The organism is Streptomyces sp. adm13(2018) (assembly GCF_008042145.1).
Classification (GTDB): Bacteria; Actinomycetota; Actinomycetes; order Streptomycetales; family Streptomycetaceae; genus Streptomyces.
Genome location: NZ_RDBH01000031.1, coordinates 22,228 through 48,479 on the forward strand (window position 1 = coordinate 22,228; position 26,252 = coordinate 48,479).

The following is a 26,252-nucleotide window of genomic DNA, read 5'->3' on the forward strand; positions in this document are numbered from 1 at the left end:
GCGGCTCTCCGCCCACCCGGCGCCCGAAACGGTCTTTCCCGACATTCTTCGGAAGAAAGAGCCACCCAGCCCCTGGTACGCCCCCGGGCCGCGAGGGCGCCCCCTACGCCGGCGTGGGCCGCTGGGGCGAGCGGAGGACGAGCAGCGTGATCTCACTCGGGGCGAAGACACGGAAGGGTGGGCCCCAGAAGCCGGTGCCGCGGCTGGTGTAGAGGAGGGTGCGGGTGCCGTGGCGGCTGAGGCCGGCGAGTGCGGGCTGGTCCAGACCGACCAGGTAGTGGAAGGGCCAGATCTGGCCGCCGTGGGTGTGACCGGAGAGCTGGAGGTCGACGCCGTGCGCGGCCGCGCGGTCGATGAACTTCGGCTGGTGGGCGAGGAGGAGGACGGGCAGGTCGGGGTCCGCCCCGTCCAGGGCCCCGGCGAGGTGGGCGCGGTGACCGGCCAGTCCGGAGGCCTCGGCGGTGACGTCGTCGACGCCGGCGACCACGAGGGTGTCCCCGCCGCGTTCCAGCAGCAGGTGGCGGTTGCGCAGCGGCTCCCAGCCCAGCTCGCCCATCAGGTCGACCCAGCCCTGCGCCTCGCTGTAGTACTCGTGGTTGCCGGTGACGTACACCCGGCCCCAGGTCGCCCGCACGGTGCCCAGCGGAGCGGCCTGGGCGCGACGGCGTTCGGCCGTGCCGTCGGCGATGTCGCCGGTGTGGCAGACGACGTCGGCCTCCAGGGTGTTCACCGTCTCGCAGACCCGTGCGGACCAGCGGGCCCGGTCGAGCGGGCCGTAGTGGGTGTCGGTGATCAGGGCGACCCTGGTGCCGTCCAGTCCGGCTCCGAGCCGCGGGAGTTCCACGTCCAGCCGGCGGACGCGGGGCACGCGCCGGGCCTCGGCGTAGCCCCAGCCGAGCAGCACGGCCGTCACACCGAGGACCGCCCAGGTGATGACGCGTGCCCGGTCCTGTCCGTCGCCGACATCGGCCAGGGCCAGGGCGGCCCGCAGCAGAACGCCGAACAGGACGGACCAGGTGAACAGGACCCAGATGCCGCCGAGCAGCGTGTCGCCGACGATCGCCGCCCGGTCCTGCTGGCGGCGGCCGTGGCCGCGCGCCATCGCGAGCGGCATCCCGATCAGACCGAGGACGAACACGGCGGTCGCGACCAGGGTGACGGGGAGCGGCCAGTGCTGGCCGGTGTGGACGAGGACCCAGCAGGGCACGGCCCACAGCAGGACGGGGGCGATCAGGGGGAGGTACCGCATCACGCGCTCCAACAGGCTCCGGGGCGCGGCGGGCGCCTCCTCGGCGGCGGATCGCGTGTCGCTGGTGTCGGTCACGGTGCCCCTCCTGGGGTTCTCCACGGCGGTCGCGCCCTCGGCGGAACCGGACGGCGGCCGCGGCGGCGGTCACCGTACCGGCCGGCCGTCCCGGGCCCCGACAGGAACCGCCGCCCTGGCCTGATCCTGCTCTGGCCGCGGGGGCGTCCGCATGTCTCGGACGACCCATTGTCCGCCGTCGCGCGGGGAGCGGGCCAGCGAGCTCCCCGGCAGGTTCCCCGGTGGCGCGGCGGACTCACCCCGCGTCCACGGCTCCGGGGGTCGGGGCGAACGGCAGCAGGTCGTCCCCGCCGGGCTGGATGACGAGGCAGCTGCCCTCCGGTACCTCGTTCCAGGCACCCGGCAGGTCGTCGAGGGGTTCGGAGACGATGAGGCGCGACTCCGGGGCGATGTCCCGCAGGAACGCGATGTCGGGGTGGAGCTTGCGCAGGTCCTCCACGCGGCTGCTCTCGAACAGCGAGCGCGAGGCGCGTTCGGTGGAGTAGCGGAAGGCCCAGAGGCGTTCGCCGTCGGTGATCGCGAGGGTCATCTGGAGCGGGAACTCGACGCCGTGGCGTCGGCCGACGCTCTCGACCACGCCCGCCATCCGTGCGACGGCGGCGGGCGGGTCACGGTCCAGGCCGAAGGTGAGCGCCAGGTAGAACATCACCTCGGAGTCGGTGGTGCCTTCGAGGTCGGCGTAGAGCTCGGGGTCGATCAGCAGGGACAGGTCCCGGCGCAGGCCGTGGAAGCCGTCGATGGCTCCGTTGTGCATGAACATCCAGCGGCCGTACCGGAAGGGGTGGCAGTTGGACTGCTGTACGGCGGTCCCGGTCGACGCCCGGATGTGCGCGAAGAACAGCGGGGAGCGGATGTGGTCCGCGAGTTCCCTGAGGTTCCGGTTGTTCCACGCCGGTCCGACGTCCCTGAGGAGGGCGGGGGTGCTGCTCTCGCCGGTGTACCAGCCGACGCCGAACCCGTCACCGTTCGTGGTCTCCACGCCGAGCTTGGCGTGTCGGCTCTGGTCGATCAGCGAGTGGGCCGGCTTGTAGAGGATGGTGTCGAGCAGGACGGGCGTTCCCGCGTACGCGAGCCATCGGCACATCGCTGATCACCTGGGTCTCCGGGCGCCTCGGGGGTGCTTCTGTCGACACATCGACTTCTCATTCTCGGCTTCGTCCCCGGGCCGCGCCAGGCGGACCGGGGACGCCTGCCTGCCCCCGGCGGGGGCGTGCGCCGGAGCGCGCGGGCCGTCCCGAACGGATGCGGCGCGGACTCCGGGACCCCGGAACACCCCACGGGACATGGGGAGTCGTACCCCGGGCGGGTACGGTCCGCCCGGGCTTCAAATCGCTCGAACGAGCGCATGAATCGGCAGATGAGCGGACAATGCTTGGGGTGGCCGATCCGGGGAAGACGCATCGCATGGCCCTCACCGGACGCCGGCCGAGAACGCACCCCGCCCTAAGGACGCCGAACCCGCACAGGAGACGCAGTGACCGTCCGCATAGGTGTCGAAGAAGAGTTCCATGTGATCGACGTCGAGACCGGCGCCCTGGCACCGCGGGCCGACGCCGTGCTCGGGCGGGTCTCCCGGCGTGAGGACGACTTCACCCAGGAACTCCCCCAGTCGGTCGTCGAGTCGAACAGCGGCGTGCACACGCGCCTGGACGACCTCTACGCGGACCTGTCCGCGGCGCGGCGCTGTCTGAACGCCGCCGCTTCCTCCCAGGGCCTGGCGATCATGGCGGCGGGCGCGGCCCCGATCGCCCGCCTCGGAGCCGTACCGGCGACCGACGATCCCCGGTACCACGCCATGACCGAGGAGTACCGGCGGGTCGCCGACGAGCAGCTGATCTGCGGCGCCCAGGTGCACGTCGACGTGCCCGACAAGGACACCGCCGTGCAGGCGCTCTGCGCGATCAACCCCTGGCTTCCGCCGCTCCTCGCCCTGTCCGCGAGCTCCCCCTTCTGGCTCGGCTCCGACACGGGCTACGCGAGCTGGCGAACCATGATCTGGCAGCGCTGGCCCACCTCCGGCCCGCCCGGCTGCTTCTCCGACGCCGCGGAGTACGACGAAGCGGTCGACGAGCTGATCGACAGCGGCGTCATCAGCGACCCCGGAATGATCTACTACGACGTCCGCCCCTCGGACCATCTGCGGACGCTCGAACTGCGCGTCTCCGACGCGTGCCCCCGCGTGGAGACGGTGGTCCTGATCACGGCCCTGTTCCGCGCCCTCGTCGTCGACGCCTGCGCGGGCGCCGAGGCGGAGCGCTGCGACGACCGGCACGCCTGGCTGCGCTCGGCCACCTGGCGCGCGGCACGGTCCGGTCTGGAGGGCGATCTGATCGACCCCGTCACCCGCCGGCCCGCCCCGGCCCCGGAGGTCGTACGCGGCATGCTCCGCACGCTGCGCCCGACGCTGGAGGCGCACGGGGACTGGGACCTCGCGCGGAACCTGACCGAGGAGGCCCTGGCCCGCGGCAGCGCGGCGCAGCGGATCCGCCGCGCCGCGGCCGACGAGGACCTGCTGGCGGCCGTGGACCTGCTGCTCGCGGAGACCCGCGGCGAGTACGGCACGAGCCGCTCCCGGCCGGACTCCCGCCCCGGGGTGCTCCGGCCCCGGCCGCGGACCCTGCCGGCGAAGGCCGACCGGAGATGACCCGTTTGCGCCCCACCCGGCGCAGAGCCGTGCCCGCCGCGAGCGGGCCCGCCCCGCGCACCGCAGCGCCGCGGATCAGCGGCGCGAGCGGACGACCCTCTGTCCCCGAGGACAGAGCGAGGAGTGAACACACCATGCTGACGTCGCAACCCGCGGGGAGGGGGACCGATGTCGTGCGGACACCCGGGCGCGCCGCGGGGGCGTCCGGGTGTCCGCCCGTTCGGGAGGTGCCCCGTGTGCGGCCTGAGCGGCGAGATCCGCTTCGACGGGGGAAGACCCGACCTGGCGGCGGTCGAGCGCATGACGGACCGCATGGCGGCCCGCGGCCCGGACGGCCGCGGCATGTGGGCGCAGGGGCCCGTCGCCCTCGGCCACCGACGGCTGAAGATCATCGACCTGTCGGAGCGCGGAGCCCAGCCGATGACGGACGGCGAGGCGCAGCTGACCTGCGTGTTCAACGGCTGCATCTACAACTACCAACAGCTCCGTGCGGAACTGCGGGGCCTGGGCCACCGCTTCGTCACCACCTCCGACACCGAGGTGGTCATCAAGGCGTACCGCCAGTGGGGCACCCGCTTCGTGGAGCACTTCGTCGGCATGTTCGCCGTGGCGCTGGTCGAACAGGAGACGGGGCGGCTCGTGCTCGCCCGCGACCGGCTGGGCATCAAGCCGCTCTACCTCGACGAACGGCCCGGCCGGCTCCGCTTCGCCTCCACTCTCCCGGCCCTGCTCGCGGGCGGCGGGGTCGACACCTCGCTCGACCCGGTGGCGCTGCACCAGTACATGAGCTGGCACGCGACCGTCGCGGCACCGCGCACCGTCCTCACCGGCGTCCGCAAGCTCCCGCCGGCGACCGTACGGGTCGTGGAACCCGACGGGAACAGTCGCGACCACCGCTACTGGCAGCCCTCGTACACGCGCGGCGCCGCCCACGCCGGGATGGGCCCCCACGACTGGCGGGACGCGGTCCTCGCCGCGCTCCGCACCGCCGTCCACCGCCGGACCGTCGCCGACGTGCCGGTCGGCGTGCTGCTGTCGGGCGGCCTCGACTCCAGCCTCATCGTGGCCCTGCTCGCCGAGGAGGGCCAGCGGGGCCTGGCGACGTTCAGCGTGGGCTTCGAGGCGGAGGCCGGCGAGGAGGGCGACGAGTTCGTCTACTCCGACCGGGTCGCGCGCCGTTTCGACACCGAGCACCACCAGCTCATGGTGCCGTCGGACCGCGTCTCCACCGCCCTGGACGGCGCGATCGCCGCCATGAGCGAACCCATGGTGAGCCACGACGTCGTCGCCTTCCACCTGCTGTCGGAGCTGGTCTCCAAGGAGATCAGCGTCGTACAGAGCGGCCAGGGTGCCGACGAGGTGTTCGCCGGCTACCACTGGTACCCCGCGTTGGCGGAGGTCGAGCGGGAGCAGGAGCCCGAACGCTACGGCGAGGTCTACTTCGACCGCTCGCACAGCGAGCTCGCGCGGACCCTGCAGCCGCACATGCTGGCCGACCACGACGTGTCCGCGGAGTTCGTCCGCGCGCACATGGCCGTGCCGGGCGCCGAGACCGCCCTGGACGCGGCGCTCCGGCTCGACACGCACGTCATGCTCGTGGACGACCCGGTCAAGCGGGTCGACAACATGACGATGGACTGGGGCCTGGAGGCGCGGGTGCCGTTCCTCGACCACGAACTGGTCGAACTGGCCGCCGCCTGCCCGCCGGAGCTCAAGCTCGCCGACGGCGGCAAGGGCGTCCTCAAGCAGGTCGGACGGACGCTGCTGCCCCGCTCCGTCGTCGACCGCCCCAAGGGGTACTTCCCGGTCCCGGCCATCCGCCACATGGCGGGACCCGTCCTCGAACGGGTGCGGGAGTCCCTGTCCGCGCCGGAGGCCCGCGCACGCGGTGTCTTCCGCCAGGAGTACGTGGACTCCCTCCTCGCGGCACCCGAGGAACACCGCACGAACCGAGGGGCGAACGCCCTCTGGCACGTAGCGTTGCTGGAGACATGGCTGCAGACCCACGCGATCAGCTGACGGACGAGCCCTCCGCGACCGCCCCGGTCGTGGAGCGGCTCGCCGACGCGGCCGGGCCCCGGGACACGCCCCGGCCGCGGGTGGCCCACGGCTGCTGGTACCCCTCCCCCGATCCGCGGGGCGAGCACGTCGCCTTCGTCTGCGACCGCGAGGGCGCGCCGCAGCTCTGGACCGCGCCGGTCGGACGCGACGACGCACACCTCCTCGACACCGGCCCGGACCCCGTCACGGAGGTCTCCTGGTCGCCGGGCGGCGAGTGGATCGCGTACACCGTCGCGCCGGGCGGGAGCGGGCACACGCGGGTGCTCTGCGTCCGCCCCGACGGTTCGGGCCGTCGGGTCCTGGCGGGCGCGGAGCCGGGCAGCTCGGCCTATCTGGGGTGCTGGGCCCCCGACGGCTCGGCCCTGGCGGTGACCGTCGCGAAGCCGACGGGGGACAGCGTCCCGACGGCCTCCGAGGCGGTACAGCCCCCTTCCTGGACGGAGCGGGACGGGCCCGCCACCCTCCTCGACTCCGCGCCCCCGGACGGGGCGGACGCCGGGACGGCCGCGCCGGTGCGCGACCGGCTCACGGCGTACCTCGTCGACCCCACCGGGACGAACGCGCCAACGCTCGTCGCCGACGAGACCGGGGCGGCCACGCTGCGGGTGTGCGACGTCAGCAGGGACGGGCGCCTGGCGCTGCTGCGCCGCGGGCCCCGGGGACGGCGGGAGGCCGTGGTCATCCAGACCTCGGACCAGACCCCGGTGTGCGCGCTGCGGGTCGCCGACGGGGATCCGTGGATCGGCCGCTTCTCGGCCGACGGGCGCACGGTGTGGCTGCGCAGCGACCACGACCGCGAGTTCGCGGCCCTGCTGGCGCTCCACCTGGACGACTCCGGCGCGCGGAAGGACCTCGTCGTGGTGGCCGCCCGCGAGACCTGCGACCTCGAACTCCTCGCCCTCGTCGAGGACGGCCGGCGCGCGGCCCTGTCCTGGAACGTCGGAGGGACCAGCGCGCTCGAAACGCTCCCCCTGGCCGGCGACGGCACGCAGCCGGCCGCCCCGCGCGCGGTGGAGCTGCCGCACGAGGTGGTCACCCGGGTGACACAGGCGGGTCCGGACGGGCTGGTCGTGGCACTGTCGGGTTCCCGGCGACGCCCCGGAGTGTGGTCCGTGCCCACCGCCGCTCCCCTGGCGCGGACGCCGTGGTCGGCGAGCGACGCCGCCTCCGTTCCCGGCGGGCGTCCCCCGGTCCGGCCCGAGCGGCTGCGGGCCACGGCACGCGACGGGCTGCTCCTCGGCGGCTGGTACCACCGGGCTCCCGGCAGGGCCGCGGGCGAGCCGGCCCCGTGCGTCCTGCATCTGCACGGCGGCCCCGAGGAACAGGAGCGCCCGGTCTTCGACCCGCTCTACCAGGAGCTGCTCGGCCGGGGCCTGGACGTCTACGCGCCCGATGTACGCGGCTCCTCCGGCTGGGGCCGCTCCTTCGTCGACGCCGACCTGGGCGAGGGCCGCTTCGCGGCGATCGCCGACGTCGCCGACTGCGCGACCCACGCGGTCGCCTCGGGCCTCGCCGACCCGCGCCGGCTGGCCGTGATGGGCCACTCGTACGGCGGCTACCTGACCCTGGCGTCCCTCGTGTGGCACCCGCACCTCTTCCGTACCGGCGTCACGGTCTGCGGGATGTCGGACTTCGCCACGTTCTACGCCGGGACCGAGGCGTGGCTCGCGGAGTCCGCCGTCCACAAGTACGGCCACCCCGAACGGGACGGCGCGCTGCTGCGGGCCCTGTCCCCCATGAGCCGCGTCGACGCCCTGCGGGTCCCCCTGCTCGCGGTGCACGGCGAGCACGACACGAACGTGCCGCCCGGCGAGTCCGAGCAGATCGTCCGGGCCGCCCGGGCGCGCGGACTCGTCGCGGAACTGCTGCTGCTCCGCGACGAGGGCCACGACTTCCGGCGCGCCGACAACCGGCGTCTGTTCCGCCGCGCCGCGGCGGAGTGGATGCAGCGGTGGCTCCTCGGCTGAACCGCACCGCCCCGGCCGCCCGTCGACCCGGCGGCCGAACCGCGCCGACCCGGTGGTCCGCCGGTCCGGCGCGGGACCGGGAGCCGCGATCGTCGCCCGCCCGCCGCCCCGTTCGGCTCCCTCCGTACCCGGCCCGGGGGTGATCCCTCGTCCGCCCGGGCGTACCCGCGCATGGTTCGGGGACCGTCCGGGCAGGCGCACGTTCCGACGGCCCCTGCGGGGCGGCGACGGGACGAGGTGGGGCGTGGCGCGCGGCGAAGGACGGAACGGCCGGTTCGGTGGGCTGCTCGGACGCCTGCGGCGCGACCCCTTCGCGGTCCAGACCCTGCGGTCCACGGCGGCGGCCACCCTGAGCTACGTCGTCGCGCTCCGGCTCAGCAGCGAACCGGTCCCCCTCACCGCTCCCCTGACGGCCCTGCTGGTCGTCCAGGTCACCCTCTACTCCACCGTGACGACGAGCCTCCGCCGGGTGACCTCCGTCGTCGTCGGCGTCCTCATCGCGATCGCGTTCAGCGTCGTGGTGGGCCTCTCCTGGTGGAGCCTCGCCCTCGTCATCCTCGCGTCGCTGCTCATCGGCCGGATGGTGAAGGTCGAGGAGTTCGTTCCCGAGGTGGCCATCAGCGCCATGCTGGTCCTCGGCGTGACGCAGGTCTCCGACACCGCCTGGGACCGCGTCCTGGAGACCCTCATCGGCGCCGTCGTGGGCATGCTGTTCAACCTGTTCCTCGCCCCGCCCGTCTGGGTCGACACCGCGGGCGGGTCCATCGAGGACCTCGCCCGGCGGATGCGGCTGCTGCTCCTCGACGTGGCGGACGAGTTCACCGGCGCGCCCCGGGTCGAGGAGGCCGCCGACCGGCTCCACGAGGCCCGCCGTCTGGACAACGACGTCGCGGACGTCGACGGGGCCCTGCGCACGGCCGAGGACAGCCTGCGCTTCAACCCCCGTGTCAAGGAGGGCCTGATGCACCGGGTGGTGCTGCGGACCGGGCTGGACACGCTGGAGATCTGCGCCGTGGTGCTGCGGGTCCTCGCCCGCACCCTCACCGACCTGGCGAAGCACCGCGACGGACACCGGCTGCTGCCCGCGCCGACCGCCCTGGCCCTGCGGGAGACCGCCCAGTACACGGCCGACGCCCTCGTCAGCTTCGCCGTCCTGGTCACCGCGCAGGGCAGTGCGGACGCCGAGGCCGCGGAGACCCGGCTCGCGGGCGAGCTGCGGKCGGCGCGGGCCTGCCGGGACCACGCGGCCGAGCGGCTGCTCGCCCTCGCCCTCGCCGACGCCGGCCGGTGGCAGTTGTACGGGGCGCTGCTCAGCGAGGTCGACCGGATCCTCGACGAACTCGACCCCGAACACCGGGGCCGGCGGCTGATGGAGGAACTGGACCGCCGGGTGCGCGAGCGCAGCGACCGCCGGCGGCGCCTCGCGCTCCGCGACCGCCGGGGCGCCCGCCGGGCGGTCCACGCAGACGGATGATCGGTCCGGACGGGGGTACCCGCACCGGCGACGAGAGGAGAACCCATGCCTGCAACTCCGTCCTCCCGGGGCTCCGGGACGGGCACGGTCACCACGGCGGTTCCGGCCCGGCTCGACCGGCTGCCGTGGTCCCGCTGGCACTGGATGATCGTCATCGGCCTCGGCACCGTCTGGATCCTGGACGGTCTCGAGGTCACGATCGTCGGCAACGTGGCCGGCCGGCTGGCCGAGGAGGGCAGCGGCCTCGACATCACCGCGGCCCAGGTGACGGGCGTGGCCGCGGCCCTGTACGTCGCGGGCGCCTGCTCGGGCGCGCTGTTCTTCGGGTGGCTGACGGACCGTTACGGCCGCAAGAAGCTGTTCATGATCACGCTGGTGGTGTACCTGGGCGCCACGGCGATGACGGCGCTGTCCTTCGAGTCGTGGTGGTTCTTCCTCTTCCGCTTCCTCACCGGCTTCGGCATCGGCGGCGAGTACGCGGCGATCAACTCCGCGATCGACGAGCTGATCCCGTCCCTGTACCGGGGGCGGGTCGACCTCATCATCAACGGCAGCTACTGGCTGGGCGCCATCGGCGGTTCGCTGCTGTCGATCGTCCTGCTCGACACCGACATCTTCCCGAAGGACCTCGGCTGGCGGCTGAGCTTCGCCCTCGGCGTGGTCCTGGGGCTGGTCATCCTGCTGGTGCGGCGGCACGTGCCGGAGAGTCCACGATGGCAGTTCATCCACGGCCACGGCGAGGAGGCCGACACGCTGGTCACCGCCGTGGAGAAGGAGATCGAGGAGGAGAAGGGCGAGAAGCTGCCGCCGCCGGCCGGCGAGATCACCATCCACCAGCGCAAGAGCATCGGCTTCGGCACGATCGCGAAGACGGTCTTCGGCCGCTACCCGCGCCGCGCCGTCCTCGGACTCGCCCTCTTCATCGGGCAGGCGTTCCTCTACAACGCGATCACCTTCGGCTTCGGCACCATCCTCATCACCTTCTTCGACGTCCCCACCGGCAGCACCGGCTACTACTTCGCGGTCATCGCGGCGGGCAACTTCCTGGGACCGCTGCTGCTGGGCAAGCTCTTCGACACCGTCGGCCGCCGGATCATGATCGCGGGCACGTACGTCCTGTCGGGCCTCCTGCTCTTCGGGACCGCCTGGCTCTTCGACAGCGGCTCGCTGTCCGCGACGACCCTGACGGCCTGCTGGTGCGTCGTGCTGTTCTTCGCGTCGGCGGGCGCCTCCAGTGCCTATCTGACGGTCTCCGAGATCTTCCCGATGGAGACCCGCGCCATGGCCATCGCGTTCTTCTACGCGCTGGGGACGGCGGCCGGCGGCATCAGCGGCCCGCTGGTCTTCGCCGAGCTCACCGAGTCGGGGGTCGTCGGGGACACCGCGCTGGCCTTCCGGATCGGCGCCGCGCTGATGTGCGCGGCGGGGATCGTGGCGGCCTTCCTCGCCGTCAACGCGGAACGCCGTTCGCTGGAGGACATCGCCGAGCCGCTCTCGGCGGTGCGGGCCGAGGAGAAGTCCGCCGGGGCCTGAGCGGGCCCCTCGCACACGGTCGCCCCGGAGCCGGTCCGACGACGGCTCCGGGGCGACGCGCGTCCTCCGGGAGGCCCGGGCCGCCACGCGGTGAGGCACGCGTCCGGGGGACTGTCAGATCATCCGTCCGGGGTGACCGCTCCCCGCGCGTCTCGTTTGCACAGTCATGCACCCCCACAACACCTTCGACGGCACGGCCATACCTCCCACGACGGCATCCCGGCCCGGCCGGAGCGACGCCGAGGCGGCGCTCGTCGAGCACTATCCGCGGCTCGTCCGGCTCGCCCATCTGATCCTCCCGCCCTCCCTCGGCCGCCTCACAGCTGAGGGAGAGTCATGCCAGGTACCCCGGCCCCGTCCGCAACGCTGTCGCCCGGACCCTCGAAGGGGCGCGCGAGGCGCTGGTGGGTCCGCCGCGTCACCGCCGCGGTCGGTCTCGTCGCACTGTGCACGCTGCCCTCGACCACGGCCGGAGCGACACCGCCGGGCGACGGCCGGCCCTCCGCGCACGGCCTCCTGTACGTCTCCGACTACGGCGACAACAGGGTCGTCTCCCTGGCGACCGCCGGCGACGCCCAGGCGACCGTCCCCTTCGACGGTCTCGTACGGCCGACGGGCATGGCCGCGGACGCGGCGGGCCGCCTCTACGTGTCGGACACCGGGAACAACCGCGTCGTGGTGCGGGCGGCCGACGGCGTCCAGTCCACCGTTCCCACCGACGGCCTGTCCCGCCCCTTGGGGCTCGCGCTGGACGCCGCCGGAACCCTCTACGTCGCCGACAGCTTCAACGACCGGGTGGTGAAGGTGTCGGCGGGCGGCGTCCAGACGACCGTACCGACCAGTGGGCTGCTGCATCCGTGGGGACTCGCGCTGGACGCCGCCGGGAACCTGTACGTCTCCGACTTCGTCAACGACCGCGTCGTGAAGGTGGCCGCCGACGGCGGCGGACAGTCGACCGTGCCCACGGTGGGCCTCTCCCAGCCGACCGGCCTGGCGCTCGGCGCCGCCGGGGAGCTGTACGTGTCGGACAGCGGGAACAACCGTGTGGTGCGGATCGCCGCGGGCGGCGGCCAGACCACCGTCGCCACCGACGGGCTCAGCGACCCCCTGGGTCTCGCGCTGGACGGCTGCGGCGGCCTGTACGTCGCGGACGGCTTCAACAACCGGGTGATCCGGGTCCGGGAGACGGGCGGCGGCCAGACGACCCTGCCGACCACCGGCCTGAACACGCCGACGGGCCTCGTCCTCCGGCCGAACGGCACCCGCCCCTGAGACACCGCGCTCACCCCGGTGTGCGGCGGAAGCGCGGGGGCATACGGACGGCACCTGTCGAAAGGAGCCCCTCAATGCTCGGCATAGTAGCCGCCGTCCTGTTCTTCATATCGTTCCTGATCAACGCCGCGGACATCGGCACCAACGACGTCTTCACCTCGGCGAATGTCATGCTCCTCGGACTCGTCGCCCTGGCCCTGCACCTCGCGGGCGTCGGCTCCGGCGGCTCCGGCCACTCCACCCGCCGCCGCCCCTGGTCCCGCTCCTGACGTGACACGCGGCGGCCCGCGGACGCGTGCGACCCGGGCGGCCGCGGTGTGAAGGTCCGGTGGACGCACGGGCCGGGACTGTAGACCTCTACTCCAGGGTGAGAGTCGGGCGCGGTCGGCGGGCCGGTGAGGACACGGATGCGGCGGTGCCGGTGGGACCGGGTAACGTCATGGCCATGGGCTTCCGGACGGCGACACACACGGGTGAGAGCATGACGGGCCCCTCCTGACGTCCTCCGACGCCGCGGTCCGTCCGTCACGGGCGCAGCCGCAGACCTCCGCACCTCACCAACGGGAGAACCCGTGACCGACAGCAAGAACATCAACAACCCCGTGGGCCAGGGCGGCGGCCATCGCAAGAAGCTGTCCCGTACCGAGCGGCAGAACAACGGCCCGCACCGCAACGGCGACCGCCAGGTAGCCGCCGACCAGAAGGCGGAGCTGGTGCGCAAGATGCGGGAGAAGGCGCGCGCCGCCGAGGAGGCCGAGCAGTCGGTCGGCGACACCGCACAGGGCTGAGGGCACCGCCGCCACGGGGCGGCACCGCAGAACGAAGGGCCCGGACCGCACGGAGCGGTCCGGGCCCTTCGTCGTACCGGCTCCGTGGCCGTACCGGGCCCGTCGCCGTACCCAGGGGGCGTGCTCTCAGGGGGTTGCGGGGCCGGTCGTCACGGCCTTCCAGCCGCCGTCGCCCGCGCGGTACACCGTCAGCGGCCGGTTCACGGCGTCGCCCGACCCGTCGAAGGCGACGGGACCCGTGACGCCGTCGAAGGAGAGCCGCCCGACGGCCCTCGCCAGCTCCTTCCTGGTGTCGTCGGCGAGCCTGCCCCCGTGGGTCTTGGCGACGGCCTTCACCGCCTCGATGACGGCCCAGGTCGCGTCGTAGGCGTAGGGGCCGTACCAGCCGGGCGGCTGCGAGTAGCCCGCCTTCCGGTAGCGGTCGAGGAAGTCGCGTCCGGCCGCGGACTCCGAGGCGGGGGCGCCGATCTGGGTCGCGAGGTCACCGTCGGCCTGCGGGTTGTCCACCAGGTACTGCTGGTCGAAGATGCCGTCCCCGCCCATCAGGGGTCCGGTCACCCCGGCCTGCCGGAGCTGCCGGGACATCGGTGCGGCGCTGTCGTAGAACCCGCCGAAGTACACGGCTTCGGCTCCCGACGACCGCACCTTGAGGGCGAGGCTCGCGAAGTCGCGTTCCGCGGGGTCCACCTGTTCGGCGCCGACGACCGTCCCGCCGAGCTTCCGCCACTGCGCCGTGAAGCCGGAGGCGAGCGTGGTGCCGTGGACGCTCGCGTCGTCGACCACGTACACCTTCGTCTTCCCCGTGCCGTGCAGATGACGGGCGGCGAACGGCCCCTGGTCGACGTCCGTCCCGATGGTGCGGAAGTACGTGGGGTACGGGCGGGCGCGGCCGCCCGACGCCCAGTCTGCGCCCAGGGTGAGGGCCGGGTTGGTGTTGGCCGGGGACACGTTGACGACGCCCGCGCGGGACAGGGCCGGGACCAGGGTGGCCGCGACCCCGGAGTTGACCGGCCCGACGACCCCCACCAGCTTGTCGTCGTCCACCAGCCGGGCGGCGTTGGCCGCGCCCCTGGTGGGGTCGGCCGCGTCGTCGACGGCCGTGATCTCGAAGGTCACGCCGGGGACGTGGCCGTTCTCGTTGGCCGTCCTGACCGCCAGCTCGGCGGAGTTCCTGACCCCCGTGCCCATCGCGGCGAGCCCGCCGCTGAGCGGCGCGTCGACGCCGATCCGCACCGTGACGGAGGTCGCGGCGGGTCCGCTGCCGCCGGACCCGCCGCCCGGTGTGTCGTCGTCACGGGTGAGGGACCAGGTGAGGAGGGAGCCCGCCGCGAGCACGGCGAGTGACGTGCTCAGGACCGCGGCGCGCCGGGTGAGGCCCCGCCGTCCCGCGGACGCCCGGACCTCGGCCCCCGGGAGAGCCGTCCCGAGCGTGAGTCGCGGCCCGTCCGCGGGGACGACGACCGGCGGGGCCGTCGGCCGCTCCGGGACGGGGCGGCGCGCCGGGTCCGCGGCGGTCCCGGCGGAGTCCGCGACCGTGGGGGTCGGGGCGGACGGCGTCGACGAGGGGAGCCGCCTGGGCATCGTCGGCGCCGAGGCGTGCTCCTCGGCGGGGTAACGCCCCGCCGTCGCCTCCGGTGCCGGAGCCACTCGCGGATCGGCCACCGGACCGCGGGGCCCACCTTCCTGCTCCGCCGCCCCGGCCTGGTTGCTGTCGCGCGGCGCGTCCGGTGCCGGCGCGGCGCCCGCCAGTACGGCCCCCAGCATCTCGGCCGCCTCCGCGGCACTCACCCGCTCGGCCGGGTCCTTGGTGAGGAGGGCGTCCAGGACGGGGGCCAGCGGGCCCGCGTGGACGGGCGGCCGGTGCGGGCGCGTGAACACGGCCACGGCGAGGGCGTGCAGGCCCTCCGCCTCGAAAGGCGGGCGCCCCTCGACCGCGTGGTACAGGGTGGCACCGAGCGCCCACAGGTCGTTGGCCGCGGTCGGCCGCTTGCCGTCCAGCTGCTCGGGCGGCATGTACTGCGGTGTGCCGATGACCATCCCGCTGTGGCTCAGTTTGGTCGTGGCGTCCGCGAGGTGGGCGATGCCGAAGTCGGTGAGGACGACACGGTCCCTGGCCAGCAGCACGTTGTCCGGCTTGATGTCGCGGTGGACGATCCGGGCCGTGTGCGCCTCGGCCAGCGCGTCCAGCACGGCCGCGCCGATCTCGGCCACCCGCCGTACGGGCAGCCTGCCCTCGCTGCGGATCGCGGCGGCCAGCGACCGGCCCCGGACCAGCTCCATGACGATGACCGGGGCGCCCCGGTGCTCCACGACGTCATGGACGGTGATGACGCCCGGGTGGCTGAGAGTGACCGCCGCGCGGGCCTCGCCGGTGAACCGCCGCAGCAGCGCCGCACGGTCGTCGCCGCTCATGCCGGGCGGGAACAGGATCTCCTTGACGGCGACCTCGCGCCCGAAGAGCTGCTGGTCGAGGCCACGCCACACCCGGCCCATCCCGCCCTGGCCGATGAGTTCGACCAGTTGGTACCGGCCGGCGATGAGTTCAGGGTTGTGCTCGGTCACGCGCACACTCTAGGTCCTGGTGGGCCGACCAGGTGACGGAAAGACAGCTTCACCGATCTCCCTGTGACATGGACGTGAGTGGTGGGCCGGGACGCGTGGGCCGGAGAAGGGCGGGCGGTCCCTCCGCGCGCCCGGAGAAGGCGCGCCGTCCTTCCGCCGCGCCCGGTCACTCCCGGACGCCGGTGCGGTACGGGGGAAGGGGACCCGGCTCCGGGCCCGCCTCCCTCGCCGCCGGCAGGGCGATGTCGGCCCGCGACGAGGCGTTCTGCTTCCGCATGATGCGCGCCACGTGGTGCTCCACGGTGCGGGTGGACAGCACCAGACTCTCCGCGATGTCCCGGTTGGCGCGCCCCCGGACGACGAGGCGTGCCACCTCCTCCTCGCGCGGCGACAACCGGTCGCCGTAGCCGAGCCGGCCCCGGCGGTGCGTGGTGACGATGGCGTGGCGCCGCAGCAGCCGTTGGCAGCGGGCGACGTCCCAGCGGGCTCCCAGCCGCCGGTAGACCTCGACCACCTCCTGCACGTCCCGGGCCGCCGCCTCCCCGTACAGACCCAGCAGGCACCGTCCCCTCGCCTCGGCCGCGCGGGCGGCGTCGAGCGGGCGGCCGAGCCGACTCCACCGCGCCTCCGCGTCCGCCAACAGGCCGACGGCCTCGTCCGGACGGTCGGCCGCCTCCGCGAGCAGCGCCCCGCACACGGCCAGGGCCGCCCGCGCCGCGGGTGCGTCGACGGTCGCGGACCCGGCGGCGAAGTCGTCGACGAGCTGCCGGGCCCTGGCGGTGCGGCCGCTGCCGTGCAGAGCTTCCACGGCGACGGGCAGCACCTCGCCGGCCCACACCCAGCCGCGGGTCCGCTCGATCCGGCGCAGGACGTCCTCCACGGCCTCGCACGCCTGCTCGGGGCGCCCGGCCTCCAGATGGATGCGGGCCGTGGCGGCGGCCGACGCGGTGAGGATGAACCCGGTGTCGTAGCAGGTGGTGCGGGCGGCCCGGGCGAGGTCGTGGCGGGCCCGGGGCACGTCGCCGAGGACATGCAGCGCGACCAGTCCCCGTACCAGCATGGCCTCGGCGGTCAGGTCGGGGATCTCCTGGAGCAGCCGGGTGGTGCGGTCCGCGGTCGTGTGCAGGCCGTCCCAGTCGCCGCCGTGCCAGGCGAGCACCAGACGGGCCGTCTCGACGAGCCCTTCCAGGTAGGGGCTGCTGGTGTCGGCGAGCCCGGCGACCGCCCGGTCGAGGAAGTCCCGGCCGCGCGTGCCGTATCCGAGGGCGCTGGCGGCGTGCGCCAGGTTGGTCCAGCCCCGGGCGTGGTGCGCGGCCTCCATCGCGGAGGCGGCGGGGCCGCGCAGCGCGTCGGCGGCGTGCCAGGCGCGCGGATCGCCCACGAGCATCAGCGCGGTGGCCCGGTTCGCGGCGATGGCGGCCCGGGCGACGGGGTCGGTGACCTGTCCCGCGAGCGCGTCGCCGCGGTCCAGCCAGTGCCGGTGCCGGTCGAGGGGCCAGCCCTGGATGGAGGGGATGGCGGCGACGGCCATGGCCCGTGCGGCGGTCTGCGGATCGGACGCCTCCAGGTCGGGGATGGCCCGGGCGACCTCTTCCAGGCTGTCCAGCGCGCCTCCGCTCTGGTTGCGGAGGACCACGCTCAGGTGCAGCCGGATCTCACCGCGCAGCCGCGGCGGCGGGTCGTCCTCGTCGAGGACGGTGCGCACGGCGGCGACCACCTCGGCCCCGGCGCGGGCCAGTTGTGCCGTGCGGGCCAGCTTCGCGGCGGTCCGTACCCGGCCCGCGGCGCCCGGATCCTCCGCGACGGCCCGGGTGTAGAGCCGGGTGGCGGTGGCGTAGTCGCCGGTCGCGGCCGCGCGGTCGGCGGCGACCACCAGGCACCGCAGGCCCTCGCGGACCCGTCCGGCCGCCGCGTACAGCCGGGCGAGGTCGACCAGCGGCAGCGGCCCGTCCCCGCCGCGGTGCAGGGCCCGGGCCGCGCGCAGGCTGAGCCGCGCCGCGCGGGGGCCCGGCACCCGGGCCAGCGCGGCCCGCCGCTCCAGCGGACTCCGGAAGGACAGCCACGACCCTTCGGCCCGCAGCACCGACCGCCGTACGCACGCGTCGACGGCCGCCTCCACCCGTCCGGGCGCGCACTCCGCGACCTCGGCGAGGACGTCGGGAGGCACCGGCCGGTCGAGGACCGCCGCCGCGGCGACGATCCGCCGCGCGTCCTCCGTGAGCGGCCCGCACCGCCGGGCGAACTCCCGCCTCACGCGCCCGGGCACCCCCGCCTTCCGTACGGCCTCCAGGATCCCGCCGTGCTCCGCGGCCTCGGGCACGTCCGCGCCCAGGAGTTCGGCCGCGTCCCCGAGGAGGGCCCCGGCGGCTCCGGGCAGGCCGCCGGACAGCTCGTGCACGAGGGCCGCGAGCTCCGGCAGCCCGTCGGCGCGCACCGAGGACCGCCGGGAGGCCCACCCGCGGACGAAGTCCTCGGTCTCCGCCGCCGTCCAGGGGCGGACCCGGACCTCCTCGCAGCGCGCTCCTCCCGCGGCGCGGACGCCGAGGACCGGAAGTCCCGGGGCCGCGTCCTCGGTGACGACCAGCCGCAGCCCGGGCGGCATCGCGTGCGTCAGGTGACCGAGCAGGCCGAGGGTCGCCGGATCCGCGTGGTGGACGTCCTCCAGGACCAGTACGACATCGCCGAGCGAGGCGAGCAGGGTCCGCACCGCGCGGGGGAGCAGCCCCCGCCGTACCTCAGGATCCGCCGCCGACACGGGTGGCCGCGGCAGCCGGTCGATCAGCTCGGGGACGACCAGCCCCACGACCCCGGCGACCGACGGCAACGGAGCCGGAGGGCCCGGGCGGTACGGAAGCCCGGCCAGAGCCGAGGCCACGGCCTCGAACGGCACCGGCGCCGCGTCGTCCGGGCACGTCCCGCGCAACTGCGTCCACTCCGCGAACTCCGCCGCGCCGAGCACCTCGTCGACGAGCCGCGACGTCCCCGCCCCGGCGTCCCCCCGTACGAACACGATGCTCCGCCCCGCGCGCAGCGCCTCCCGCAGCCGTCGTGCCTCCCCCTCGCGTCCGACGAACCCGGCCCCCTCGGGCCGTACGTCGCCGTGCGGGGGGCCGAAGGGTCGTCTCTCCACGGCTCCGCCTTTCGCAGGCCACGCACCCGGAGGCCGCGTCGAAGGTCGTGGCGGCCCTGTCGAACCGGTCTCCGCGCGCCCCGACCGGGGCCGCCGAACCGCCCGGCCGGGCAGGTGGGTCTCCCTGCACGTGGTCTACCCGCAGCGGGGCCGCCGTCGCAATAGGGGGCGGCTACCCAGGGAATTCCTCGAACCGCCGGGGTCGCCGCCGGCCGTCACGCGTCGGCGCCGCCGTCCCCACTCTTTGGGTAGCGCTACGGATTGCTGGGCTCCGCCCGGGTGACCGAAGCTCTGGGCGGTCCGGRCGCGCCGGCCCCGTCCACCCCGGTCCCCAACCGGCGGCGGCACGGGGTGGCAGCACCCCACCCAGCCGCACGGCGCGGCCGGACCAGTGCGGCGCGGAGCCCGCTCCGTGCGACACGTCACCCCGTCCCGTCGCCCGGGCGCCGCCATCAGAGGCGCCCGTACCGCCGCCGCCCAGCCTCGGGTTGTCATGGTCCCGACCAGGATCGACGTACCCGGCCGTGCGGCGTCCCCTCCGGGCGCGCGCCCTCCCCACCCCTCGACGGAGCGCGCCCGGAGCCACCGGCGTGACGGATGCCGCCCTCCGGGCGCCCAGCCGGGCCCGGAACACCTCCCACGAAGGAAGCACTCATGGAGTTCGACGCTCGCGCCCTCCGGCGCCTGCTCGCCATCAGTACCAGTGCCGCCCTGCTCGCCGTGGCCTCCGCCGCCACCGCGGCGACGGCAGCGCCGACGCCGCCCGGCGGCGGCGAAGGCCGCATCGTCGGCGCCGACCGCCCCGGCGCCGTCCAGGGCTCCTACATCGTCACCTTCAAGGACTCCGTCGCCCGGGCCGACGTCCCCGCCTCCGCGAACAGGCTGGCCGAGCGGCACGCGGGCAGTCTGCGCTACACCTACACCGCCGCCCTGCGCGGTTTCGCCGTACGGATGACGGAGAGCGAGGCACGGGAACTCGCCGCCGACCCCACCGTGGCCCGCGTCGAGGCCGACGCGGTGGCGTACGCGGTCGACACGCAGCCCTCGCCGCCCTCGTGGGGCCTGGACCGCGTCGACCAGCGCAACCTGCCCGTCGACAAGAGCTACACCTACGGCACCACCGCCGCCAACGTGAACGCGTACATCGTGGACACCGGCATCCGCATGAGCCACCGCGACTTCGGCAACCGCGCCGTCAGCGGCTACGACTTCATCGACAACGACTCCAACGCCTCCGACTGCCAGGGCCACGGCACCCACGTCGCGGGCACCGTCGGCGGCGCCTCCTACGGCGTCGCCAAGGGCGTCAAGCTGATCGGCGTCCGCGTCCTGAACTGTCAGGGCACCTCGGGCGACACCTGGGCCCCGGTCCTCGCCGGCATCGACTGGGTCACCAAGAACGCCGTCAAGCCGGCCGTGGCCAACATGAGCATCGGCGGCGGCAAGACCCAGTCGGTGAACGACGCCGTGGCGGCCTCCATATCCTCCGGGGTGACCTGGGTGGTGGCGGCCGGCAACAACAACGCCGACTCGTGCTCCTACTCCCCGTCCTCCACCCCGTCGGCCATCACCGTCGGCGCCACCAACAGCCGGGACGCCCGGGCCACCGGCTGGTCCAACGGCCAGGGCTCCAACTACGGCTCCTGCCTGGACATCTTCGCCCCCGGCGACAGCATCGTCTCCTCGTCCAACTCCGGTGACACCGCCTCCCAGACGATGAGCGGCACCTCCATGGCTGCCCCGCACGTCGCGGGCGCGGCGGCCCTGCTGCTCGCCGCCAACCCGACCTGGACCCCGGCCCAGGTCCGCGACAGGCTGGTCGCCGACGCCACCCCGGACAAGGTCACCGACCCCCGCACCGGCTCCCCGAACAAGCTCCTCTACACCGGTACCGGGGACACCACCCCGCCGCCCGGCGGGAAGAAGTTCGAGAACACCGACGACTACCAGATCCGGGACAACGCCACCGTGGAGTCTCCCGTCGCGGTCGTCGGCGTCACCGGCAACGCCCCCTCGAACCTGTCCGTCACCGTCGACGTCCGTCACACCTACCGCGGCGACGTGCGGCTCGAACTGGTCGCGCCCGACGGCACCGCGTTCCTCCTGAAGGACTACAACTCCTCCGACGGCGCCGACCACATCCAGGGCACCTTCACCGTGAACGCCTCGGGTGAGACGGCCAACGGCTCCTGGAAGCTCCGCGCCACCGACAACTGGGTCAACGACACCGGCTACATCAACGCCTGGTCGCTCCAGTTCTGACCGGACCCCCGGCCGCGCCGACACGCGGTCACCGCACCTGGGACCGGCCCTCTCCCCGACGTGTGACGCCGGGGAGAGGGCCGGTCACGGGCGTGGCCGCCGCCGGCGGCGGCGGTCGCAGGGGGTGGCCGCCGGACCGCCCGGGCTCAGCGCCAGGTCTGGTTGAGGTTGAAGGAGCACGGGATCGTCCGCAGCCCGAAGTGGCTGTCGTCCAGGCACTCGCCCGTGGCCTGGCTCTCGAACGTCACCCGGTCGCCGCGCTTGTGCGCGAACCAGCTCTGCTCACGGGAGGAGTTGCAGGCCCGCGTGTCGAGCGTGTAGCCGTCGTCGAACAGGCACTCGTTGGTCGCGAGGTTCCGCAGCTGGCGGGTGGCGTCACCCCACACGTGCACGTTCCACTTCTGGTAGACACCGCCGTTGCAGCCGTACCCGCGCAGGCCGTACTGCTGGCTGTCGTCCAGGCAGGACCCCGTGGCCATGTTCGCGAACGTCTGGACCACGTCGGTCGCCCCCGGGACAGCGGCCGACGGACCAACCGCCCGCGTGATCTCGGTCGTGGCGGACGCCGGCGCGTGAGCGGCCGGCCGGGCCTCCGGCTGCGCCGACACCGTGCCGGTGCCCACGGCGATGAACCCGGCCGCGGTCAGCAGCGCGAGGGCCCCCTGGTGGAAGGAATGCAAACGCATCTCTCTTCGTCCTCTCGTCGTGCCGCCGCGAACGACGCCGGCGGCTCCTCGTCAACCAGGCTCTGCGGCACGCCGGTCGAGTCGTGGCGTGGCCCGTTGACGCGGCTCACCGTAGGGACGCGAAAGGGGGAGGGGCCATGCTTTCGAGCCCCGTCGAAAGCATCGGAGCGGCCGTCCGAGGTCCGCGCGGAGGCGCGCCGTCCACAGGCGGCGGGTCACACGGGGCGGGAGCCCGGTTCCAGCAGGGCCATGCCCATCGAGGTCACGGTGTGCAGGACCGCCTTGCCCTCCCGCCGGGTGGTGAGGAGTCCGGCGTTGCGGAGCACGGACGTGTGGTGGCTCACCGTCGCCGGGGCGATGCCCAGCCGGCGTGCCAGATCCGTGGTGCTGCGACCGACGGCCGCCGACTCCAGGACGGCGGCCCGCGTCCGCCCCAGCAGGTCCTCCAGCGCCTGACCGGCGGACGCGCCGCCGCCGTCCCACAGCGTGCCGCCCACCAGGGCGTCGGTCACCGTGGGTACGGCGAGCACGGGAGGCTCGGCCGGATCCAGCATGGGCATCATCAGCTCGGCGCCCCCGGTGGAGAACACGGTGGGGGCGATGACGAGCCCGCGTCCGTTCAGCCGGATGTCCTCGTCCCGCGGATGTTCCATCTCCAGCACCGGCGGCCTCCACCGCAGCAGCGGTCCGCACACCTGCCCCAGCAGCCGCTCGACACCGCCTTCGGTCATCGCGTTCGCATACGCACCGCGTATCCCGGCCAGATGTACGCGCATCCCGCCCCCGTACGGAGCCACCGCCACGCCGTGGCAGGCCTGGAGGGCCGCGGTGACCTGGAGCCAGGCCTCACGGTCGCCGTCCACCAGGTTCCGGGCCCAGGCGCGGTCCGCGGGCCGGAACCGGATGTTCTCGAACTCGACGCGGAGCAGCTTCCGCGGAGCGCCGAGGAGACGGTCCACCGCCTCCTCGATGCACATCGAGTCCCCGGCCAGGCTCCACGCGTCGACATGGGGCCCGAGGGACGGCAGCAGCGCGAGAAGCGGACGTGCCCGCCCGTCCAGGCGTCCGCGGACCGCGACCTGCCAGCGGCGGAAGCCGAGCCCGATGCCCCGGCCGTGCAGCAGCTTCAGACTGTCGAGCGTCTCCGCCGCCACCCCGATGCCCCCGGCCACCCGGACCCGCATCAGATCCTGGTCCGTGAAGTGGATACGTTTCACCGGACATACCGTTCCCGTGTTCCCGTTCGCACACATCAGTCTCGGGCGCGAACCGGCCCCCGCACAACGGGCAAACAGGCCAGAAGCCGCTCACTCCTGGACGGCCTCGGCGATCCGCCGGGCGGCCTGGCCGGGCGTGAGACGCGTGGTGTCCACGACCTCGGCGGCGGCATGCAGCCAGGTGCGGGCGGCCCGGTCTCGGGTGCTTCCCGCGGTGAGGCATTATTTCCGGGTGCCCCAACGGCGGGGTGAGGTGGAGGAGGCGAAGCATGCTCGAATGGAAGCCGGTCAGCTCGGGCGTCCGGCCGGTGCCCAGTGCCGTGGCGACCCCCTCGGTGTGGGCCGTGACCTCCGTCGTCGCCCTCGCGCTCGTCACCGCGTTCAACTTCCTCGACGGCCACTCGGACCCCGGCGTCGACCTCCTGGCGATCTCCGTCGTCGTGGCCCTCGTGAGCACCGGCGCCCGGCTCGCGGCCGCACCGGGCACGGCGTTCCTCTGCTGGCTCGCCCTCAACGGGTTCGCCACCGCGCCCCTCGGCGAGATCACCTGGGAGGCCTCCTACGACGTCGCGCGCATCGCCTGCCTCCTCGCCGCGGCGACCGCCGGAACCGTCCTGGCCCGCCTGCTCCACGCCCGCGCCGCGTATCGCCGGCTCACGCCGTAGGGCACGGCGGAGGCGGAGTACGCGGCTCGGGAGCCCCTCCGCCGTACGAGCCGCAGTGCCTCCCGAGCCTGCGCCACGCGGGTTCGCCGGTTCAGTGCCCTGCCGGGCGTACGAGACCGGTGTCGAAGGCGAAGACGGCGGCCTGGGTGCGGTCGCGCACGCCCAGTTCCACCAGGATGCGGCTCACATGTGTCTTCACCGTCTGCTCGGCGACGACGAGACGGGTCGCCATCTCCGCGTTCGACAGGCCCTGGGCGACGAGGGCCAGGACCTCGGTCTCCCGCTCCGTCAGCGCTCCCACCCGGTCCTTCTGCGGACTGCGCGGGGGAACGGAGAGCCGGGAGAACTCCGCTGTCAGCCGCTTGGTGAGATCGGGCGCGAGCAGCGCGTCGCCCCGCGCCACCACCCGTACCGCCTCGGCGAGTTCGTCGGCGGAGGCGTCCTTGAGGAGGAACCCCGAGGCTCCGGCGCGCAGGGCCTCGTAGACGTACTCGTCGAGGTCGAAGGTGGTCAGCACGAGGACCTGGGACACTTGCCGCGTAGCTCTGAAGTACTACGGGTACGGGGCGTGGCGGGCCGGGCCTTCGCCCCACCGGTCGGCGAAGTCACCTCCGTGGCGGCCGACTTCGGGCGCACCGCGACCAGAAGTCGGCTACTGGCGAATTGAGTTGACGAACTCTCGGCGAGCGAAGCCGGAGCGTCCCGCGACTTTCGGACAGGATCCGGCCATGGGCATGGCCGCGACCCCGCGGGGGCAGACGAGGGGCATGCCTGTTCCCAAGACGAGCGTCCTCATCCTCGACTCCACCGATCCCGAACCCCTCGCGCGCTTCTACGCGGAACTTCTCGGCGCCACCGTCGCACCCGCCGGAGGCGACAGTGACCTGCTGCTCGTCTCGGGCCACGACGGAGTGGTCCTCGGGATCCGCCGTGACCTCGGGCAGGCGCCGCCGAGCTGGCCGCGTCCCGAGGACTCCCAGCAGGCCCACCTGCAGATCTTCGTCGCACCGGACGCCCTCGACGAGGCGGAGCGCGAGGTCGTGTCGCTCGGCGCCCGGCCCATCGCCGTCGACCACGACGGAACGCGGACCGACCGGCGCACCGACGTACGCCGCTACACCGACCCAGCTGGTCACGCCTTCGTTCTGACCACGATGGCCCCGGTCGTCACCGGCCCGCCCCCGCAGATGCCCTGACGCCTTGGACGCCGTAACTCCGTCCGAGGCTCCACCACCCGGATCGGGTCCACAGGACCCGATCCGACGCATGTCCGGAGACAACCGCTTCCCGTACCCGGAACGGCTCCCGGCCCTGAACCCCGGGGCCGTGCACGGCGAACACGTCACCCCGCCGCCGTATGGATGACCACCTTCCGGGGGATTGGCCGAACTCTGCGTAGACCAGATAGGTGCCTGAGGCATGTAGTGGATACGGCATCGATCTCCGAGCCGCCGATTCGCCCCTTGCGAGGCCCCCATGACGGAAGCCGTGGCGTTCCCCCAGAACCGGACCTGCCCCTACCACCCGCCCACCGCCTACGACCCGTTGCGCGAGGAACGCCCGCTGTCGCGGGTGACCCTGTGGGACGGCCGCCCCGTATGGCTGGTCAGCGGACACGCGGCCGGCCGCAGCCTGCTCGCGGACCCGCGCCTGTCCACCGACTCCACCCGCGACGACTTCCCGCTCCCGACCGAGCGGGCGTCCGCCCTCCGCCGGCGCAGGCGCGCCGCGCTCCTCGGCTGGGACGACCCCGAGCACAACGTCCAGCGCCGGATGCTGATCCCGAGCTTCACCCTCAAGCGTGCCGAGCGGCTGCGCCCCCGCATCCAGGAGACCGTCGACCGGCTCCTCGACGCGATGGAGGCCCAGGGCCCGCCGGCCGAGCTGGTGAGTGCCTTCGCGCTGCCGGTGCCCTCGATCGTGATCTGCGACCTCCTCGGAGTCCCGTACGAGGACCACGACTTCTTCGAGGAGCAGTCCGCCCGGCTGCTCCGGGGGCCGACGGGCGCGGACACCGAGGACGCGCTCGCCCGGCTGGAGGGCTACCTCGGCGATCTGATCGATCGGAAACGCCGCACCCCCGGCGAGGGCGTGCTCGACGACCTGGTGGCACGGCAACGGGAGGCGGGCGGCCCCGACCGCGAGGAACTGGTCCAGCTCGCCACGATCCTCCTGATCGCGGGGCACGAGACCACCGCGAACATGATCTCCCTCGGTACGTACACACTCCTGCGGCACCCCGAGCGGCTGGCCGAGCTCCGTGCCGACCCCGGTCTCGTCCCCGCGGCCGTCGAGGAACTGCTGCGGTTCCTGTCGATCGCGGACGGGCTGCTGCGGGTCGCCCGCGAGGACGTGGAGGTCGACGGCACCCTCATCCGCGCGGGCGAGGGCGTGGTCTTCTCGACCTCCGTCATCAACCGGGACGCGGCCGCCTACGCCGATCCCGACAGCCTCGACTGGACACGGTCGGCGCGGCACCACCTGGCCTTCGGCTTCGGCATCCACCAGTGCCTGGGGCAGAACCTGGCGCGCGCGGAGATGGAGATCGCCCTCGGCACGCTGCTCCGCCGGCTGCCGGGGCTGCGGCTGGCCGACCCCGCCGGGGACATCCCGTTCAAGCCCGGCGACACGATCCAGGGAATGCTCGAACTCCCCGTCACGTGGTGA

18 protein-coding genes and 2 pseudogenes are annotated in these 26,252 nt (G+C 74.0%); 12 read left to right on the forward strand and 8 right to left on the reverse strand.

The window, feature by feature from the left end; genetic code table 11:
* Positions 1 to 103: 103 nt before the first annotated feature.
* A complete protein-coding gene (locus EAO70_RS02530) occupies positions 104 to 1,324 on the reverse strand; it encodes a metallophosphoesterase (protein WP_148001393.1) in 1,221 nt (406 codons plus the stop codon).
* A gap of 235 nt (positions 1,325 to 1,559) precedes the next feature.
* Positions 1,560 to 2,408: a class II glutamine amidotransferase gene (locus EAO70_RS02535; RefSeq protein WP_148001394.1), complete on the reverse strand. Its 849-nt coding sequence runs from the start codon at positions 2,406 to 2,408 to the stop codon at positions 1,560 to 1,562.
* 390 nt (positions 2,409 to 2,798) lie between these two features.
* Here EAO70_RS02535 and EAO70_RS02540 point away from each other — a divergent pair, with 390 nt between their 5' ends.
* The 8 genes from EAO70_RS02540 to EAO70_RS02575 all read left to right on the forward strand — a co-directional run bounded on the left by EAO70_RS02540 (position 2,799) and on the right by EAO70_RS02575 (position 13,063).
* Complete coding sequence (locus EAO70_RS02540) at positions 2,799 to 3,968, forward strand: glutamate--cysteine ligase (protein ID WP_148001395.1); 1,170 nt, start codon at positions 2,799 to 2,801, stop codon at positions 3,966 to 3,968.
* A gap of 234 nt (positions 3,969 to 4,202) precedes the next feature.
* Complete coding sequence (locus EAO70_RS02545) at positions 4,203 to 5,987, forward strand: N-acetylglutaminylglutamine amidotransferase (RefSeq protein ID WP_148001396.1); 1,785 nt, start codon at positions 4,203 to 4,205, stop codon at positions 5,985 to 5,987.
* Positions 5,960 to 7,996 carry a S9 family peptidase gene (locus EAO70_RS02550; protein WP_148001397.1) on the forward strand — a complete coding sequence of 679 codons (2,037 nt, stop codon included), beginning with the start codon at positions 5,960 to 5,962 and terminating at the stop codon, positions 7,994 to 7,996. Before EAO70_RS02545 ends, EAO70_RS02550 begins: the two co-directional genes overlap by 28 nt.
* A 244-nt stretch (positions 7,997 to 8,240) precedes the next feature.
* On the forward strand, positions 8,241 to 9,470 hold the full coding sequence (locus EAO70_RS02555; protein WP_148001398.1) for an FUSC family protein: 1,230 nt from the start codon (positions 8,241 to 8,243) through the stop codon (positions 9,468 to 9,470).
* A gap of 45 nt (positions 9,471 to 9,515) precedes the next feature.
* A complete protein-coding gene (locus tag EAO70_RS02560; RefSeq protein ID WP_148001399.1) occupies positions 9,516 to 11,003 on the forward strand; it encodes an MFS transporter in 1,488 nt (495 codons plus the stop codon).
* Positions 11,004 to 11,339: 336 nt separating this feature from the next.
* Complete coding sequence (locus EAO70_RS02565) at positions 11,340 to 12,275, forward strand: SMP-30/gluconolactonase/LRE family protein (protein ID WP_148001400.1); 936 nt, start codon at positions 11,340 to 11,342, stop codon at positions 12,273 to 12,275.
* A gap of 74 nt (positions 12,276 to 12,349) precedes the next feature.
* Positions 12,350 to 12,544 (forward strand): hypothetical protein, encoded by a 195-nt coding sequence (locus EAO70_RS02570; protein ID WP_148001401.1) that lies wholly within the window; start codon positions 12,350 to 12,352, stop codon positions 12,542 to 12,544.
* 303 nt (positions 12,545 to 12,847) lie between these two features.
* Positions 12,848 to 13,063, forward strand: coding sequence for a DUF6243 family protein (locus EAO70_RS02575; RefSeq protein ID WP_148001402.1), 216 nt, complete (start codon positions 12,848 to 12,850; stop codon positions 13,061 to 13,063).
* 126 nt (positions 13,064 to 13,189) lie between these two features.
* Here the strand turns inward: EAO70_RS02575 and EAO70_RS02580 are convergent, their stop codons facing one another.
* Positions 13,190 to 15,625: a bifunctional serine/threonine-protein kinase/ABC transporter substrate-binding protein gene (locus EAO70_RS02580; RefSeq protein ID WP_148001403.1), complete on the reverse strand. Its 2,436-nt coding sequence runs from the start codon at positions 15,623 to 15,625 to the stop codon at positions 13,190 to 13,192.
* Positions 15,626 to 15,791: 166 nt separating this feature from the next.
* Complete coding sequence (locus EAO70_RS02585) at positions 15,792 to 18,755, reverse strand: ATP-binding protein (protein ID WP_148001404.1); 2,964 nt, start codon at positions 18,753 to 18,755, stop codon at positions 15,792 to 15,794.
* 654 nt (positions 18,756 to 19,409) lie between these two features.
* On the opposite strand from EAO70_RS02585, the gene EAO70_RS02590 reads away from it, so the two are divergent.
* Positions 19,410 to 21,017 (forward strand): S8 family peptidase, encoded by a 1,608-nt coding sequence (locus EAO70_RS02590; RefSeq protein WP_148001405.1) that lies wholly within the window; start codon positions 19,410 to 19,412, stop codon positions 21,015 to 21,017.
* Positions 21,018 to 21,163: 146 nt separating this feature from the next.
* Here the strand turns inward: EAO70_RS02590 and EAO70_RS02595 are convergent, their stop codons facing one another.
* From EAO70_RS02595 to EAO70_RS38745, 3 genes and pseudogenes are all read right to left on the reverse strand, one after another.
* Complete coding sequence (locus EAO70_RS02595) at positions 21,164 to 21,703, reverse strand: RICIN domain-containing protein (RefSeq protein WP_148001406.1); 540 nt, start codon at positions 21,701 to 21,703, stop codon at positions 21,164 to 21,166.
* 215 nt (positions 21,704 to 21,918) lie between these two features.
* Positions 21,919 to 22,920, reverse strand: a complete 1,002-nt coding sequence (locus tag EAO70_RS02600; protein ID WP_261992606.1) for an ArsR/SmtB family transcription factor — start codon at positions 22,918 to 22,920, stop codon at positions 21,919 to 21,921.
* Positions 22,921 to 23,010: 90 nt separating this feature from the next.
* Positions 23,011 to 23,112 (reverse strand): annotated as a pseudogene (locus tag EAO70_RS38745) (ATP-binding protein); the annotation flags it as partial.
* A gap of 77 nt (positions 23,113 to 23,189) precedes the next feature.
* Here EAO70_RS38745 and EAO70_RS02610 point away from each other — a divergent pair.
* The gene (locus tag EAO70_RS02610; RefSeq protein WP_148001408.1) at positions 23,190 to 23,585 is read left to right on the forward strand and encodes a hypothetical protein; all 396 of its coding nucleotides are present in this window, start codon (positions 23,190 to 23,192) and stop codon (positions 23,583 to 23,585) included.
* Positions 23,586 to 23,676: 91 nt separating this feature from the next.
* On the opposite strand, the pseudogene EAO70_RS02615 reads toward EAO70_RS02610, so the two are convergent.
* A pseudogene (locus EAO70_RS02615) lies at positions 23,677 to 24,111 on the reverse strand (LuxR C-terminal-related transcriptional regulator); the annotation flags it as partial.
* A gap of 241 nt (positions 24,112 to 24,352) precedes the next feature.
* Between EAO70_RS02615 and EAO70_RS02620 the strand changes: the two are divergent.
* A complete protein-coding gene (locus EAO70_RS02620) occupies positions 24,353 to 24,781 on the forward strand; it encodes a VOC family protein (protein ID WP_148001409.1) in 429 nt (142 codons plus the stop codon).
* 280 nt (positions 24,782 to 25,061) lie between these two features.
* Positions 25,062 to 26,252 (forward strand): cytochrome P450, encoded by a 1,191-nt coding sequence (locus tag EAO70_RS02625; protein WP_148001410.1) that lies wholly within the window; start codon positions 25,062 to 25,064, stop codon positions 26,250 to 26,252.